Here is a 14,794-nt window from a genome sequence, read left to right as displayed (position 1 = left end):
ACTAAAAAGGAGTATGATTTATTGTTATATTTACTTCAGAATGGATCTTTATTATTAAAAAATAGATTACATACTCCTAAGATTGATGTTATGAAGAAACTATTTGATAAGTCAAGAACTAAAGAAACTTGTGGTTCGGGTTTAGGTTTAGCTATTGCTAAGTGGATAGTAGATAATCATGCTGGAAAAATAAAAGCTAAAAGCAAAGTAAATCAAGGAACTAAAATAATAGTTATTCTACCTGCTTGCTAAATATAGTAAGTAGGTTTTTATTTTTTTGTAGGAATATCTTTTTTGATTAAGAATATTATCTTTAAGAGCTGTTTATTATAATAATTTAAGAGGGATATTATGGAATTAGATATTATACATATTGATATGGATGCTTTCTATGCTGCAATTGAACAAAGAGATAATCCAGGTTTAAAAGGTAAACCAGTAATTATTGGAGGAAAAAGTAAGCGAGGAGTTGTTAGTACAGCTTCTTATGAAGCACGAGAGTATGGAGTCCATTCAGCTATGCCTATTTATAAGGCACGTCAGTTATGTCCAGATGGAATCTATTTAGCTCCAGACCACCAAAAGTATAAGAAAGTATCTACTAAAATCAAGGATATTTTTAGACAATATACTGATTTAGTAGAACCATTATCTTTGGATGAGGCATATTTGGATGTTAGTCAGAGTCAAGAAAATAGTATCAAGATTGCAAGGAAGATTAAACGATCTATTAGAGAAGAGTTAGATTTGATTGCTTCAGTAGGAGTCAGCTATAATAAATACCTAGCAAAACTTGCTTCTGATTTAAATAAACCAGATGGATTTAGAATTATTTCTCCTTCACAAGTAGAAGATATTTTATTTAACTTAGATGTTAGTGAGTTATGGGGAGTAGGTTCCAAGACAGAGGCTAAGTTAAAGGAACTAGGTTTCTATAAAATAGAGGATATAGCTAAAAGTGATGTTCGCTTTTTAATGAGAAAGTTAGGCAAGAAAGGATACCAGATTTTTAAGTTGGCCCGAGGAGAGGACAATAGAAAAGTAACTCCACCTAGTACTCCTAAGTCTATTGGCAAGGAGATGACTTTTAAAACAGATACTAAAGATAAATCTATCTTAAGTAACTATTTAACTGAATTATGTCAACAAGTAAATGCTAGAAGAGAAGATAAAGAGGTTAAAGGAAGAACTATTACACTAAAATTAAAATATACTGATTTTACTGAACTATCTCGTAGTAAGACAGTTGCAGAAAAATTCATTCAAGATGAAGAAACTCTTTTCAATGTAGCTGATGAATTATTATCAGAAATCAGCTTACAAGATCAAGTACGATTGATTGGGGTAACTTTATCTAATTTAGTAGCAGAAGATTTCAAACAATTACAATTATTTGATAAAGCAGATATCTAGTGGAGGGATAAAATATGTTTAGTGGGAAATTTTTCAAAGTAGCCTATGGAATTATTTTAATCTTATTAATTATATTTTTAGGTGGTCAAATTCCTTATGTTATGAAACCTTTATCTAAAGGTGTATCTATTGTAGTATTTCCATTATTATTAGGTGGTTTTTTATATTATCTGTTAAGGCCATTAGTTCAATTCTTAACTACTAAGATTAACTATAAGAGTCTTGCTATTCTAATTACCTTTTTAGTAGTTATTACTCTTTCTGTTACAGTTATTTATTTTGGAGGTAGCATAATTAGTAATGAAATACAAAAACTGATTAATTATATCTCTCTTAATTATGATGATGCAACAGAAAACTTACGAAAAATAATTAGATTAGGAGGAGGACATTTAAACTTTTTAAATCAATTTAATATTCAAGAGCGAGTAATGTCATTTATCGAAAATCTATTAGGAGAAATTAGTAATTATAACTTTATGGGAGTCTTCTCCTCCTTAACTAATATAGGAACAATTATGGTTTTAATTCCTTTTGTAGTATTTTATCTTCTTAAAGATGATAGAAGAATTTATAGATTCATTTTATCCTTCTTTGCAGGAGATAAAAAAGAAGATGTAAGAGAGATCTTACATGAGGTTGATCAAGTTTTGGCTATCTATATTGGTAGTCAACTGATTGTAGCTTTTATCTTAGGGGTTTTGATGTTTATAGGCTATCTAATTATCGGTCTGCCTAATGCTTTGGCCCTTGCTTTAATAGCAATGCTAGGTTCTCTAATTCCTGTTTTAGGGCTTACTATAGCCTTTATTCCTACAGCTTTGATAGCTATTACAAATAGTTGGTTAATGGTAGTTAAATTAATTGTGGTATTAATAATAACCCAACAATTAGAAGGAAACTTAGTACGGCCTATTATTCAAGGAGACCGTCTTAATATTCATCCTTTAATTGTTCTCTTTTTAGTCTTAATATCTGTCTTATTATTTGGAGTATTAGGAGCATTATTTGCAGTTCCAGCTTATGCAGTCATTAGAGTAATAATTAGGCATTCAGTTGATCTCCAAATAGAGTAATTTAGATAAAAGTGATTTGATTATATCCAAAACGAGGTAGAAATCCAATCTCTCCTGTAGAGATGATAATTGCTTGATCAAATAGTTCAACCTCTCCACGGGCACTGATCTCTCCAGTAGGGCTTGGAATATGCCATCTCAAAACCATTATTTCAGTGCCAGGTTCAACTCTTGTCCCTTCTTCTTCAAAGTCTGGTTCAGATAGAAGTTGGTTAGAAGTAGTTATAATGTGAATTCTATCTCCATATTCTTGTACTAGTTGAATACGTTGTAAAGTTAAATTAGCCAAGCCAGCAAGACTTGGAGAGTCATTTGCAATATTACGAAGGGCTTGTTTTACTTGTAATTCATTTATTGCTAATCTCCCTAAGCTGATTATAGTATAAATTTGTACTATATCACAAGGATGATTCAATAGATCAAGAAGATAGGGGATAGCTCTTTGTCCTAATGCCTCCCACATAAAGGTACCTAAATAAAAAATCCCATATTCCATTAAAGGATTTATCATGTTGCAATATTGATCACCTCTGCGTTGCCAGCTCTCTTTTAATTCAGTAGGATCTGGAATATCAGGAGGAATTAATAATTCAGAATAAGCATAAATAAGAGATGGATCTTCAATCTGATTGGCTTGGGCCAATGTTCCAACTGATCTATTAAACTCTCTAGCTAGACACCAGAGTGTATCTTCTGGAAGTACTACATAATAGGGGCCTCCTCCGGCTGTAGGAAGTTCTAATTCTGGTTCAGGAATAATTAGTGGTAAGCCAGGGAAAATCAAATCGGGATTGCAAATAACATTAGCTTCTAATATATCATCTACCGTAGTGTTGAATCGTCTCGCAATCCTAAATAAGGTATCTTTAGGTTGGACATAATATAACATTCTAATCACCTTTCTATAGTTTTTATTATTTTATTCATCAAGTTATAGAAAGGTGATATGAAATTAAATTGCTTAGTTTGCTGTATATCTAAAAAATATGATATAATGATAAAAATATTTTATAGAAATTTAAAAATACAAAGGAGGCTAAAATAATTTTAAAAATAACCACTCCAGCTGTTTTATTTTCTACTGTTTCCTTATTAATGTCTGCTTATGCTGCCAGATTCTCAGCTATTGCTAAACTAATTAGAGATTTATCTTTGGAAATAAGAAGTGATAATCTAGCCCAAGAAGAATATCATAGAAAGCAGATATCTGTATTGTTTAAGCGGGTTGCTTATATTAAGTATTTGCATTTTTTTGGAGTTTTATCTCTGTTCTGTTCAACGTCAGCTATGTTTTTATTACTATTTAAAGAATTTATGATAGCTAATACAATCTTTATATCTGGTATTATATTTTTCTTAATTTCTCTTATAATAGCAGTAATTGAAATTTATTATTCTACAAGAGCTTTAGATATAAAATCAAAGATATGAGGTGATAAAAATGAAATTCACATTAACTACTCCTGCTCTTATTTTTTCTACTATTTCTCTGTTACTATTGGCTTATACAAATAGATTTTCAGTTTTAGCTAGTTTAATTCGTAATCTACATGATGAGGCTAAACAGAAAGGAAAGAAAGATGACATTATAGCTTCTCAGTTAATCAATTTAAAAAAGAGAGTTAAGATTATTAGAAATATGCAGTTTCTAGCTATTTTAGCTCTATTTTTCTGTGTCCTTTCTATGTTCTTCTTATTTTTTAATTATAAGACAGCAGGAGAAGTCTTTTTTGCCATTGGACTTGGTTCGCTGATGATATCTCTACTTCTGTCAGCAATTGAAATAAATATTTCAGTGAATGCTTTAAATATTCAATTAAGTGAAAGTATAGAAAATAAGTCTTTAGGTGATGATGACAATCAAAAATGAATTGGAATTAAGAAGGGGTAAAAAGGAAATGGAATTAACTAACCAAGTGATTACTTTTGCTAAAGACCAAGGAGTAGATTTAGTAGGAATAGTTGATGTAAAGGAGATTGATTTTCCTAAAGATCATCGACCAAGCGATTATTTACCAGAAGCTAAAAGTGCTATTTCAATTGGTTATCGATTAAATAAAGGTAGTGTCTTAAACCTACCTAAAGCTAGAAATGGTTATATGTTAGAGTTCAATACCGCTAATGAGCAGTTGAATCTAATTAATCACCAAGTAAGTAGGTTTCTAGAAGAAAAGGGCTATTTAACTTTTGGAGTACCAGGCACAGCTAGTATTGGTGATGGAAAAAGATTAAAAGCTGACTTATCTCATAAACATCTTGCTGTAGCAGCTGGCTTAGGTAAATTTGGAATTAATAATTTAGTTTTGACTCCAGAGTTTGGCCCAAGAGTACGGTTTAGTACAATTATCACTACTGCTAAACTAGAAGCAACTGTTTCAGAAGCAGAAAAGTTATGTACTGATTGTCAATTATGTGTTGAAATCTGTCCTGCCAATGCGCTAGATGATTGGAAAGATAATTATTCACCTCAAGAAGGATGGAGAATAAATAAAGAAGCCTGTTATCATCAGATATTTGTTAAATTAGGTGGTAAGAGATGTGGGTTATGTATTAAAGCTTGTCCTTTTACTAAAAATAATTAGCCTAGTAAAGCAAGTGAAAAAAGATTATTATTATCTAATAATCTCTTGTAGTTTATTTATAAATTTATTTTCTTTTTCTTCATTTAAGCAGATTATTAACAGTCCTTGGATGTGATTATTATTTATCTCTTCAATCCAATCTGTTATTTTTTGAGGCTTAGAAGTATAATAGGCTATAATTCTAGTCTGTCCTGAAGAAAGATATTCTTTGAACTGGTTTTGAAAACTTTCTTTTGTTTCGGTTTCATCTAGCTTACTGATTATCATATCCTTTTCATTACTAAGTTTACATTTAACTTGTGTCCACTGATTCTCTTCTTCGACTTCTAATTGATAACTTCTAATTAACTTTTTATCAACTAAATTAGATACTAAATCTTTAATAGCCACTAGGATTCCTCCTTAATAGTCTGTTATTATAATATATAATCTAAAATATTAGATTATTACTTTTTTAAGTATATAGAGTGAGGAAAGGAGAATAAAATGATTAAAAATCAAATTAAAGAAACCATATCATCACAGCCTGGAACTTATATTCTGCTTTTAAAAGCAACAAAAGAAGAGAAGGTTCAAGTTGGTAGTTTTGGCCCTTTAGATATGAAAAAAGGATATTATGTCTATGTCGGTAGTGCATTAGGGCCTGGGGGAGTTCAGTCTAGAGTCAATCGCCATGCTAAAAAAGATAAGAAATTACACTGGCATATTGATTATTTAAGAGCAACTACAGATTTATTAGAAGTCTGGTATACATATAGCCAGAATCGTTATGAACATAAGTGGGCTAAAGTTTTACAATCACTACCGAAAGTATCCATTCCCTTACCTGGTTTTGGAGCCAGTGATTGTAACTGCAGAGCTCATCTATTCTTCTTTAGAGGGAAACCTTCTCTTGACGATTTTTACAATCAATTAGACCAGATAGAAGAAGTAAAAAAATTAGAATTTTAATTGGCTCCTAGTAGGAGCCTTTTTTATTTAAGGTAGTACTTTTATTTTAAAGCTTAAATTGGTATAATAAAATATTGGAACAAGATTATAGTAAGTGAGGTAATAAATATGGGTACAAAAGTTACTATTTTAGATGGTTATTTAGATGAGCCTTCTTGTTTAGGAGTGCCGCCATATATTGCACCACATGTTAGATATACCTATGGAGCACTTAAAGAAACCGGATTAAAGAAAGAAGAGATTGATTATTTAACAATAGATCAATTTAGAGATAAAAAAGATAAGGTAACTGAATTAAAAGATAGAGAGTTAGTAATTATTATTGCTGGTACTACTGTACCAGGAAAGTATTTAGGTGGGAAACCTATTTCAGTTACTGAAATTGAGGATCTAGCTCACCAATTATCCAATCCAGAGGTAATTGTTAGCGGGCCAATAATTAACTGTGATTTAGAAGTTGATTATATTGATGAGCTAGCTTACGAAATGCCAGGTTTACTAGCTTATAAAAAGTTAACAAGTTCTGACCCACTAGAAGACTCCAAACCTGCCCAACTAATAGATAAATGGGCCAACTTAGGAGCAGAAATAACAGAACTACATCCTAATTTTCCTGAGCTAGTCTGTGAAATAGAGACTTTTCGCGGTTGTCCAAGAAGTAATAACTGTTCTTTCTGTAGTGAGGGATTTAAAAATCTAACTTATCATCGTAGTGTAGAAGGAATAATTGAAGAAATAGCATCTTTATACAAGCAAGGAAATAGATACTTTAGGCTAGGCGCTCAAACTGATCTATTACTCTTCCAAGCTGAGAAGAGAGATAATAGGTTGATCCCTAATCCTGAAGCTATGGAAGAGCTTTATAGTGGTATTAGAGAAGTAGCACCAGATTTAAAAGTCTTACATATGGATAATATTAATCCAGCTACTATTGTTGACTATCCAGATAGAGCTAAGAGAATATTAAAGACTATTGCTAATTATAACACAGCAGGAGATATAGCAGCATTTGGCTTAGAGTCAGCCGACCCAGAAGTCTTAAGAGCAAATAAGATTGGAACAACTGCTGATAAGACTTTTAAAGCAATTAAGATAGTTAATCAGATAGCAGGTTTTAGAGAAGAGGGAGTTCCTAAATTACTGCCAGGGATTAATCTGCTACATGGTCTAAAAGGTGAGCGAGAAGAGACAATGAAGCTAAACTTTAAGTTTTTAAAAAGGGTCTTAGATGCTGATTTATTATTAAGAAGAATTAATATTCGCCAAGTTAATCCAGTAGGTGAGTATAAGGCAGCTCAATATGATAAGTATCAGTTTAAAGAGTATAAAAAGAAGGTTAATCATGAAATTAATCAACCTATGCTTAAGAAGGTATTTCCTGCTGGTACTCTATTAAAGGAAGTAATTATTGAAGAAGTAAGAGGTAAGACCTCTTTTGGTAGGCAATTAGGTACTTATCCTATTTTAGTTGGTATTCCAGGGCAATATGAACTAGGAGAAAAGTTAGATATCAAGGTAATCGACCATGGATATAGATCTATAACTGGAATTCCTTATCCTTTTAATATTAACCAAGCAAGTATTGATCAGTTAGAGGCTCTTCCAGGTATTGGGAAAAATAGATCTACTAAGCTTTTTATGGCAGGAGAGATTAAAGATCTAAATCATCTAGATCAAATTTTAGATGGCTATGATGTTTCACAGTTAGAGGAGATAGTAACATTTAGTTAATTGATATTAAGTGGCACTTTCGTGCCACGGCTATCCGCTGTCTGCTATGTGTCTTGAGCTAAATCAAGTTCAAAATCATAAGTACATATCAAACCCTTGAAATGCAGCTATTGTAAGAATTTAGTTTTTGCATATAATGTTTTTGAATTAGCTCACAGCACACGACACAAGCCTGATGACTATGTCACTGAAAGTGCGACTTTATATAAATATTGATTCACTTTAAAAAGTTAATCATTAACAGGGGTGATAAAGATGGCTATTGCTGAGGTAACAGTAGTTCCAATTGGAACAGAAGATACAAGTCTAAGTGAATATGTAGCTGGTTGTCAAGATGTATTGGCTAAGGAAGAAAGGATTGAATATCAATTAACACCTATGGGGACAATTATTGAAGGGAAACTAGATGATATTCTAGTAGCAATTAGAAAGATACATGAGGTTCCTTTTGTTAATGGAGCTGAGAGAGTGACAACTAATATTAAGATTGATGATAGGAGAGATAAAGAGGCTAGTACAGAGCAGAAACTTAAGTCAGTGGAGAGTAAAATAAGTAATAATGAATAAAAATAGGTTATTTTAATTAAATTGTAAATTGTTAACTGGCAATTTATATAAGATCGGAGGTTTAATGATGAAAGAAGTCTATCTAGATAACGCTGCAACTACTAAAGTAACTCCAGAAGTAGCCAAGAGAGTAAAACAGGTTATGACAGAAGAGTATGGTAACCCTTCTTCATTACATAATAAAGGTCTTGCAGCAGAGAAAGTAATTAAAGAGGCTAGAGAAGAGTTGGCCCAGAAACTGCAGGCTGAGTCTAAAGAAATATTTTTTACTTCTGGAGGAACTGAAGCCAATAACTTAGCAATTAAAGGTGCACTTAAGACACTAAATAATAAAGGAAATCGAATAATTACCTCCTCTATAGAACATCCATCTGTTCTTAGTGTCTTTACAGAGTTAGAAAAAGAAGGTTGGGATGTTAAATACCTAGAGGTAGATCAGAGGGGGATTATCAATCTAGATCAGTTAGAAAAACTAGTAAATGATGATACAGTTTTGGTTAGTACTATGGCTGTTAATAATGAACTAGGTACTATCCAACCTCTTGAGAAGATAAGTAACATCCTTAATCCCTATGATAATCTTTATTGGCATGTTGATGGAATTCAAGCTTTAGGTAAAGTTGATATCTATCCTGATAAATTAGGAATCAACCTCTACTCTATGAGTGCTCATAAAGTACACGGGCCAATGGGCGTAGGTGCCTTATATGTCAGCTCCAATACTAGATTAAAGTCTCTACTACTGGGTAGTTCGCAAGAAGAGGGGTTACGACCAGGAACTGAAAATGTACCTGGAATTGCTGGTTTTGGTGAAGCTATTAAGTTCTTACCTAGTACAGAGGAGATCAATCAAATGCTTAAGCTTAAGAAATATCTAGTGAATAGAGTCTTAACAGAACTAGATGGTGTCTTTTTGAATGGGCCAGAAGTAAAAGAAGGAGCTCCTCATATAGTCAATATGTCTGTTGCTGGATTAAAAGGAGAAGTGTTAGTACATAGTCTAGAAGAAGAAGGAATTTATCTATCGACAGGTGCTGCCTGTTCTTCACGTCAAGCTGATTCTCATGTTTTAAAGGCACTAGGAGTTGGCCCGGATTTAATAACAGGTGCCTTGCGATTTAGTCTTAGTGCAGAGACAACTAAAGAAGAAATAGACTATACAATAGATATATTAAATGATAAAGTAGCTATGTTAAGAAAATATATGTAGTGATGTGCTATGAGTTGTGAGTCATGAGCCTTGAGCTAAAATCAAATAATAAATTAAATTATAAATGAAGATTAACTCAGACTCAAACTTAAATTCAATCTTGAACTAAAATTAACTGTACACTGTAAATTGTAAACTGTACACTATAAAAATAGAGGTGATAATAATGGAGAAACTATATTTAATCAGATACGGTGAGATAGGAACTAAAGGAAAGAACCGCCATGTTTTTGAAGATAAACTAGTTAGTAATATTAGACAAGCCCTGACAGCTATTGATAAAACAGCAGAGGTTAATGTTTATAAGACTTCAGGACGTATCTTTGCAGCAACTGATTTAGCAGAAGATAGAGTAATTGATAGACTGCAAAAAGTCTGTGGTATAGTAGGCATCTGTCCCACTAGAAGAGTTGCTCTTGATGTAGATCAAGTCAAGAAGGCTAGTTTAGCAGCTGTAAAAGAAGCTTTACCAGCTGAAGAGAGAACTGTTAATTTTAAGGTAAGTGCTAGCAGGGCCAATAAAGGCTTTGAACTAGATAGTATGGAACTAAATAGAGAGATGGGAGCATATGTATTACAAAATACCCCTGATGGAAGACTAAATGTTGACTTATATAACCCTGAAATTGAGTTAAATATTGAAGTGCGTTATAATCACGTCTATATCTATACTCAGGATCTACCTGGAGTAGGTGGTTTACCTGTAGGAACTACAGGTAGATTAGGAGTCTTACTATCAGGTGGAATTGATAGTCCAGTAGCTAATTGGATGGCTATGAAACGAGGAGTAGAGACTACTCCAATCTATTTTCATAGTTTCCCTTTTACTAGTGATCGAGCTAAGGAAAAGGTAGTTGATCTAACAAAGGTGTTGGCCCAGTATCAAGGTAAGATGGATCTACATGTTGTTCATTTTACTGAGATTCAAAAACAGATTAACGAAAAATGTCCTGCTGATTTAACTACAGTTATTATGCGCCGGAAAATGATAGAGATTGCTGAGAAGATTACAGAACAGAAAGGCGGTAAAGGATTAGTGACTGGTGAAAGTATGGGCCAAGTAGCTAGCCAGACATTAAGTTCTATGCATGTAACAAATATAGCAGCAACCATGCCTATCTTTAGACCATTGATTGGCTTAGATAAGATAGAGATAGAGGCAAAAGCTAAAGAAATTGGAACCTATGAGACTTCTATTCAGCCTTATGAAGACTGTTGTACTGTTTTTGTTCCTGAGACTCCTGAGACTCATCCGACTTTAGAACAGATAAGAGAAGGAGAAGAGGAATTAGAAGTTGATAAGTTGATTGAAGAGGCTGTAAAAGAAGTAGAAATCATAAAGATTGAAGATTAAATTAGTGTGGGGGATTTCCCCCACACTATCAGTCATTAACAGTCATCAATTGGTTGCTCAATAGGACATGGACCACAGGCAAATTCAAGTACTCCTCTTATCTCCCAAATCTCATCTCCATCTTTTCTACAAAACTCACTACAGGTAGTCTCTACAAAATCAACTATTATATCATTAGCTCCAATAACACGAAGATTTTCACAACTAGCCTCACTATCTAAACAGACTGGTGTAAATTCATCAACACATATGATAGTCGAAGTACATACAGGAGCTTGAGATCCTGTTTCAGGAGCAGAGTCACTTGCTACACATAAACCACCTATTAGCTTAATACAGCCCTCAATAAATACTTCAGTTACACCTACACCTGTAAACTCTGTATCAATAGCACATTCCTGTGAAAAGCATTCAAAACATCCTTCTTCTTCTAAGAAGTAGGCAGCAACATCAAAGTTTTCTGCAATGAATTCTTCTTGTTCTGCTAAAGTGTCACCTGGAATAGAGAAACCAGCAGGAACAACTAGAGTAAAGCAGAATTCAATATCTTCAGGAGGAATACAAGCCTCTATTGGGCCAATATCTGGGCAACCCTCTGGACAGCCAACACATTCTTCTGGACAGACAACTTCTTGTTGGATTTCATTTTCAGCCATTTTGGCACCTCCTCTATCTTTAGTTTCTTTTAACTCATCTTCAGTGGAAGAATAAGATCTTATTTCCATAGGACCTATTGTAGTTATTTTAACTTTATCAACCATTTATCTCACCTCCTTATCGGATAGGGGGTAAAGGTTTAGTATATATTATTCATTAGCGGATTAATTTGGGATATTTGTAATTAAAAAGTTTTTATAACCTATCCCACTTTCTAATGAGTCACTACATAATATGGGTTAATATGTAAATATGTGAAAAGATAGTTAAAGTAGTCTTTTGTAAATTAGTAAGTTGACATAATTATTAAGATATGTTATTATTATTTTAAATTGAATATTTAGGTTCTTATCCAGAGTGGCAGAGGGACTGGCCCGCTGAAGCCCGGCAACCTCCTAATTAAGGAAGGTGCCAATTCCTGCAATACCAGTCAGGTATTGAAAGATAAGAAGAGTAAAAAATCTCTTCTTACTAGAAGAGATTTTTTTATTTTATATTATTAAAGTAAAGAATAAATAATAGTGAATAGAATATTGTTAATTATAATAAAGGGAGGAACTAAAATGAGTAGTCGAGAAAAAGAGTATGGTTTTGAAACTAAAGCTTTACATGGAGGATATAATCCTGAGGAAAATAATAGAGGTTCTAGAGCAGTACCTATCTATCAGACAACTTCTTATGTTTTTGATGATGCAGACCATGCAGCTAGTCTATTTGCACTAGAAGAAAAGGGAGATATCTATACTAGAATTGGTAACCCTACGAATGAAGCCTTAGAGAAGAGAGTAGCAGAATTAGAAGGTGCAGAGGCAGGGTTAGCAACTTCTTCTGGTATGGCAGCTATTAACTTAACTGCTCTTACATTAGCAGAAAGTGGCGGCAAGATTGTTTCTTCAAAGTATGTTTATGGAGGAACTTATCATCTTTTCTCTGAGACATTACCTAAATATGGTATTGAAACAACTTTTGTAGACCCTCATAATTTAGATAACTGGGAAGAAGCTATTGATGAGGAGACAAAGTTCTTATATTTAGAGTCACCTGGTAATCCTACTTTAGATATAGTTGATATTGAAGCTGTGGCAGAGTTGGCCCATAAGTATGATTTGAAGTTAGTTATGGATAATACATTTAATACTCCTTATCTATGTCAACCACTTGAATTAGGAGTAGATATTATTGTTCATTCTACAACTAAGTATATAGGAGGCCATGGAACTTCTATTGGAGGTATTATTCTTGGTCCAGAAGAATTCCTTTTAAAGGCTAGAACCGAAGGTTATCGTGATACAGGACCAGCTTTAAGTCCTTTCAATGCTTGGACTTTCATTCAAGGTCTAGAAACATTGTCTCTACGAATGGAAAAACATTCTCAGAATGCACTTAAAGTAGCTAAGTGGTTAGAAGATCATTCTGAAGTAGAGTGGGTCAGATATCCAGGTTTAGAAAGTCATCCTCAGCATGAATTAGCTAAAAAACAACAAAGGCACTTTGGTGGTATGCTCTGTTTTGGCATTAAAGGTGGGTTTAAAGCAGGTAAGAGGTTAATTAACAATGTAGAGTTATGTTCCTTGTTAGCAAATGTAGGAGATACAAGAAGTTTAATTATCCATCCTGCTTCTACTACTCACGAGCAACTTTCTAAAGAAGAACAAGAAGAAGCTGGAATTACAGATAATTTAATCAGATTATCAGTAGGAATTGAAGATGTTAATGATATTATCGCCGATTTAGAGAAAGCTTTCAACCAAGTAAAATAACAGAAAAGACCCCAATATTGGGGTCTTTTTTTAAGTACTTTAATAATCAGAACCTAGTAACAAGAGAATTAAAATTAAAAAGACAATAAATGCCATATTATCATAGCCATAATTATAATCCATAAATATTCTCCTTTCTTAAACTAACTACTACATGATATGATATTGAGTTGAAATTGTGATAAGGAGAAACTATAATGAAACAAAAAGTCAAACTATTAGGATTTACTTTAGTAATTATTTTGAAATAATTATTATTTTAGTCTCATTATTTAAAAATATTGGAGGCAGAGAATGAATAATCTAAAGTTAATTTTAATAATAACGCTTATTGTAGTTACAACTTTTGGTGTACAAGCTAAAGATATATTAATAGTAGCTCCACATCCTGATGACGAGATTATAGGAACAGGTGGTACTATTTCTCAACATTTACAGCAGGGTGATCAGGTAAAAGTAATCTTTATGACTAGTGGTGAAGGTTACTACTGGGCTAGAAAATTATTTTCTAAAAAGATAGTTACTAATTTAGAAGAGCTAATTGAATTTGCTACTATAAGAAGACAAGAATCTATTACTGCTTTAACTAAATTAGGATTAGATAGAAAGCAGATTAAATTTCTTAAATTTCCTGATGGCTACCTTAAAGAGATCTTTTTAAATGGTAATTTTTATTCGTTGACTAGACAAGAATTGGTTACTGATTTAGAAAGAGAGATTATTAATTATAAGCCAGATATAATTTATACTTCTCATCTCAATGATCAACATCCTGACCATTGGGTAACTGCTTTAATAACTAAACTGATTTTAGCTAAAGATAATCTTTCAATCCCACACTATCATTATTTAGTGCATTGGAATGATTATCCTCAACCTCGAGGGTATAATCCAGACTCTTCTTTACAGCCTCCTACTGAATTAATAAGCAACCTTACTTGGAATTATCATCATCTATCATCACAAGCAGTTAAAAAGAAATATAGATCTATAAAAAGCTTTAAAACACAATTTTTAATTCAAGATTACTTACATAGTTTTATTAGACAAAATGAACTATTTGCTACTTTTGAACCTATTAATCTTCCTCAGTTAGTTTCTTTAAAACATTTTAAAGAAATCATCTTGAAAACAGAAAAGACAATAAGTAAGGATAATACTAATAGTTGGCTACAAAAAGGAGATATTATTAATCTGGCCGCTTATAATACTATTAAGAATTTATACTTATCTATTAAATTTAAATCTAAACCAGCTGATAAAGTTAAAGTTTATTTAATCAATCCAAAAAGCAAACAAATACTTAATAAATTCACTTATTTTGCAAATAAAAAGAATGAGATATGGGGCAGGATAAATAATCGTTTATATTTAAAGATAAATAAGGAAGGATTAACTAAAGAACAGATTATTGGAGTTATTTCTTATGAAGGGAATTCAGAATTAGATATAATAGGTTGGTATTCTCTAATAATTAATTAGAAAGGATGATA

Annotated in this window: 16 protein-coding genes and 1 riboswitch; of the genes, 13 read left to right on the top strand and 3 right to left on the bottom strand. The window is 32.5% G+C overall.

Going from position 1 to position 14,794, the window contains the following annotated elements:
* Positions 1–21 precede the first annotated feature (21 nt).
* The 3 genes from ACYQ39_RS01350 (at position 22) to ACYQ39_RS01340 (ending at position 2,489) form a co-directional block, all read left to right on the top strand.
* Positions 22–252 (top strand): ATP-binding protein, encoded by a 231-nt coding sequence (locus tag ACYQ39_RS01350; RefSeq protein WP_459840076.1) that lies wholly within the window; start codon positions 22–24, stop codon positions 250–252.
* Between the two features lie 99 nt (positions 253–351).
* Positions 352–1,413 carry a DNA polymerase IV gene (locus ACYQ39_RS01345; RefSeq protein ID WP_459840074.1) on the top strand — a complete coding sequence of 354 codons (1,062 nt, stop codon included), beginning with the start codon at positions 352–354 and terminating at the stop codon, positions 1,411–1,413.
* Between the two features lie 14 nt (positions 1,414–1,427).
* Positions 1,428–2,489 (top strand): AI-2E family transporter, encoded by a 1,062-nt coding sequence (locus ACYQ39_RS01340; protein ID WP_459840073.1) that lies wholly within the window; start codon positions 1,428–1,430, stop codon positions 2,487–2,489.
* 1 nt (position 2,490) lies between these two features.
* Here ACYQ39_RS01340 and ACYQ39_RS01335 read toward each other — a convergent pair whose 3' ends face one another.
* On the bottom strand, positions 2,491–3,378 hold the full coding sequence (locus ACYQ39_RS01335; protein ID WP_459840072.1) for a LysM peptidoglycan-binding domain-containing protein: 888 nt from the start codon (positions 3,376–3,378) through the stop codon (positions 2,491–2,493).
* A gap of 152 nt (positions 3,379–3,530) precedes the next feature.
* Between ACYQ39_RS01335 and ACYQ39_RS01330 the strand changes: the two genes are divergently transcribed.
* From ACYQ39_RS01330 to ACYQ39_RS01320, 3 genes are read left to right on the top strand one after another with little or no spacing between them, the layout of a single operon-like run.
* Positions 3,531–3,920: a DUF2721 domain-containing protein gene (locus tag ACYQ39_RS01330; RefSeq protein WP_459841611.1), complete on the top strand. Its 390-nt coding sequence runs from the start codon at positions 3,531–3,533 to the stop codon at positions 3,918–3,920.
* Between the two features lie 10 nt (positions 3,921–3,930).
* Positions 3,931–4,359 (top strand): DUF2721 domain-containing protein, encoded by a 429-nt coding sequence (locus ACYQ39_RS01325; protein ID WP_459840071.1) that lies wholly within the window; start codon positions 3,931–3,933, stop codon positions 4,357–4,359.
* 28 nt (positions 4,360–4,387) lie between these two features.
* Positions 4,388–5,071 carry a 4Fe-4S dicluster domain-containing protein gene (locus tag ACYQ39_RS01320; protein ID WP_459840070.1) on the top strand — a complete coding sequence of 228 codons (684 nt, stop codon included), beginning with the start codon at positions 4,388–4,390 and terminating at the stop codon, positions 5,069–5,071.
* A 30-nt stretch (positions 5,072–5,101) separates the two neighbouring features.
* On the opposite strand, the gene ACYQ39_RS01315 is transcribed toward ACYQ39_RS01320, so the two are convergent.
* Positions 5,102–5,461, bottom strand: coding sequence for a hypothetical protein (locus ACYQ39_RS01315; RefSeq protein ID WP_459840069.1), 360 nt, complete (start codon positions 5,459–5,461; stop codon positions 5,102–5,104).
* 96 nt (positions 5,462–5,557) lie between these two features.
* On the opposite strand from ACYQ39_RS01315, the gene ACYQ39_RS01310 reads away from it, so the two are divergent.
* From ACYQ39_RS01310 to thiI, 5 genes are all read left to right on the top strand, one after another.
* Positions 5,558–6,022: a GIY-YIG nuclease family protein gene (locus tag ACYQ39_RS01310; RefSeq protein ID WP_459840068.1), complete on the top strand. Its 465-nt coding sequence runs from the start codon at positions 5,558–5,560 to the stop codon at positions 6,020–6,022.
* Between the two features lie 108 nt (positions 6,023–6,130).
* Positions 6,131–7,753 carry a radical SAM protein gene (locus ACYQ39_RS01305; protein ID WP_459840067.1) on the top strand — a complete coding sequence of 541 codons (1,623 nt, stop codon included), beginning with the start codon at positions 6,131–6,133 and terminating at the stop codon, positions 7,751–7,753.
* A gap of 255 nt (positions 7,754–8,008) precedes the next feature.
* On the top strand, positions 8,009–8,320 hold the full coding sequence (locus ACYQ39_RS01300; RefSeq protein ID WP_459840066.1) for an MTH1187 family thiamine-binding protein: 312 nt from the start codon (positions 8,009–8,011) through the stop codon (positions 8,318–8,320).
* A 67-nt stretch (positions 8,321–8,387) separates the two neighbouring features.
* A complete protein-coding gene (locus ACYQ39_RS01295) occupies positions 8,388–9,530 on the top strand; it encodes a cysteine desulfurase family protein (RefSeq protein WP_459840065.1) in 1,143 nt (380 codons plus the stop codon).
* A 166-nt stretch (positions 9,531–9,696) separates the two neighbouring features.
* Positions 9,697–10,884, top strand: coding sequence for a tRNA uracil 4-sulfurtransferase ThiI (thiI, locus tag ACYQ39_RS01290; RefSeq protein ID WP_459840064.1), 1,188 nt, complete (start codon positions 9,697–9,699; stop codon positions 10,882–10,884).
* 35 nt (positions 10,885–10,919) lie between these two features.
* Here the strand turns inward: thiI and ACYQ39_RS01285 are convergent, their stop codons facing one another.
* Positions 10,920–11,645, bottom strand: a complete 726-nt coding sequence (locus ACYQ39_RS01285; RefSeq protein ID WP_459840063.1) for a hypothetical protein — start codon at positions 11,643–11,645, stop codon at positions 10,920–10,922.
* Between the two features lie 241 nt (positions 11,646–11,886).
* A riboswitch (SAM riboswitch) is annotated at positions 11,887–11,992 on the top strand.
* A gap of 112 nt (positions 11,993–12,104) precedes the next feature.
* Here ACYQ39_RS01285 and ACYQ39_RS01280 point away from each other — a divergent pair.
* Together ACYQ39_RS01280 and ACYQ39_RS01275 are read left to right on the top strand one after the other, a co-directional pair.
* Positions 12,105–13,301, top strand: a complete 1,197-nt coding sequence (locus ACYQ39_RS01280; RefSeq protein WP_459840062.1) for an O-acetylhomoserine aminocarboxypropyltransferase/cysteine synthase family protein — start codon at positions 12,105–12,107, stop codon at positions 13,299–13,301.
* 294 nt (positions 13,302–13,595) lie between these two features.
* Entirely contained in the window at positions 13,596–14,783 is a 1,188-nt protein-coding gene (locus ACYQ39_RS01275; RefSeq protein ID WP_459840061.1) for a PIG-L deacetylase family protein, read from the top strand.
* The last annotated feature ends 11 nt before the right edge of the window (positions 14,784–14,794 follow it).

It is taken from the genome of Halanaerocella petrolearia (assembly GCF_054657875.1).
This window is presented reverse-complemented; position numbering and strand designations above follow the sequence as displayed.

Bases quoted from the DNA above. Each gene is read 5' to 3' on its own strand.
- ACYQ39_RS01345 (WP_459840074.1), top strand. From the start codon at position 352: ATGGAATTAGATATTATACATATTGATATGGATGCTTTCTATGCTGCA.
- thiI (WP_459840064.1), top strand. From the start codon at position 9,697: ATGGAGAAACTATATTTAATCAGATACGGTGAGATAGGAACTAAAGGA.
- ACYQ39_RS01325 (WP_459840071.1), top strand. From the start codon at position 3,931: ATGAAATTCACATTAACTACTCCTGCTCTTATTTTTTCTACTATTTCT.
- ACYQ39_RS01320 (WP_459840070.1), top strand. From the start codon at position 4,388: ATGGAATTAACTAACCAAGTGATTACTTTTGCTAAAGACCAAGGAGTA.
- ACYQ39_RS01305 (WP_459840067.1), top strand. From the start codon at position 6,131: ATGGGTACAAAAGTTACTATTTTAGATGGTTATTTAGATGAGCCTTCT.
- ACYQ39_RS01285 (WP_459840063.1), bottom strand. From the start codon at position 11,645: ATGGTTGATAAAGTTAAAATAACTACAATAGGTCCTATGGAAATAAGA.
- ACYQ39_RS01300 (WP_459840066.1), top strand. From the start codon at position 8,009: ATGGCTATTGCTGAGGTAACAGTAGTTCCAATTGGAACAGAAGATACA.
- ACYQ39_RS01280 (WP_459840062.1), top strand. From the start codon at position 12,105: ATGAGTAGTCGAGAAAAAGAGTATGGTTTTGAAACTAAAGCTTTACAT.
- ACYQ39_RS01295 (WP_459840065.1), top strand. From the start codon at position 8,388: ATGAAAGAAGTCTATCTAGATAACGCTGCAACTACTAAAGTAACTCCA.
- ACYQ39_RS01335 (WP_459840072.1), bottom strand. From the start codon at position 3,378: ATGTTATATTATGTCCAACCTAAAGATACCTTATTTAGGATTGCGAGA.
- ACYQ39_RS01310 (WP_459840068.1), top strand. From the start codon at position 5,558: ATGATTAAAAATCAAATTAAAGAAACCATATCATCACAGCCTGGAACT.
- ACYQ39_RS01275 (WP_459840061.1), top strand. From the start codon at position 13,596: ATGAATAATCTAAAGTTAATTTTAATAATAACGCTTATTGTAGTTACA.
- ACYQ39_RS01340 (WP_459840073.1), top strand. From the start codon at position 1,428: ATGTTTAGTGGGAAATTTTTCAAAGTAGCCTATGGAATTATTTTAATC.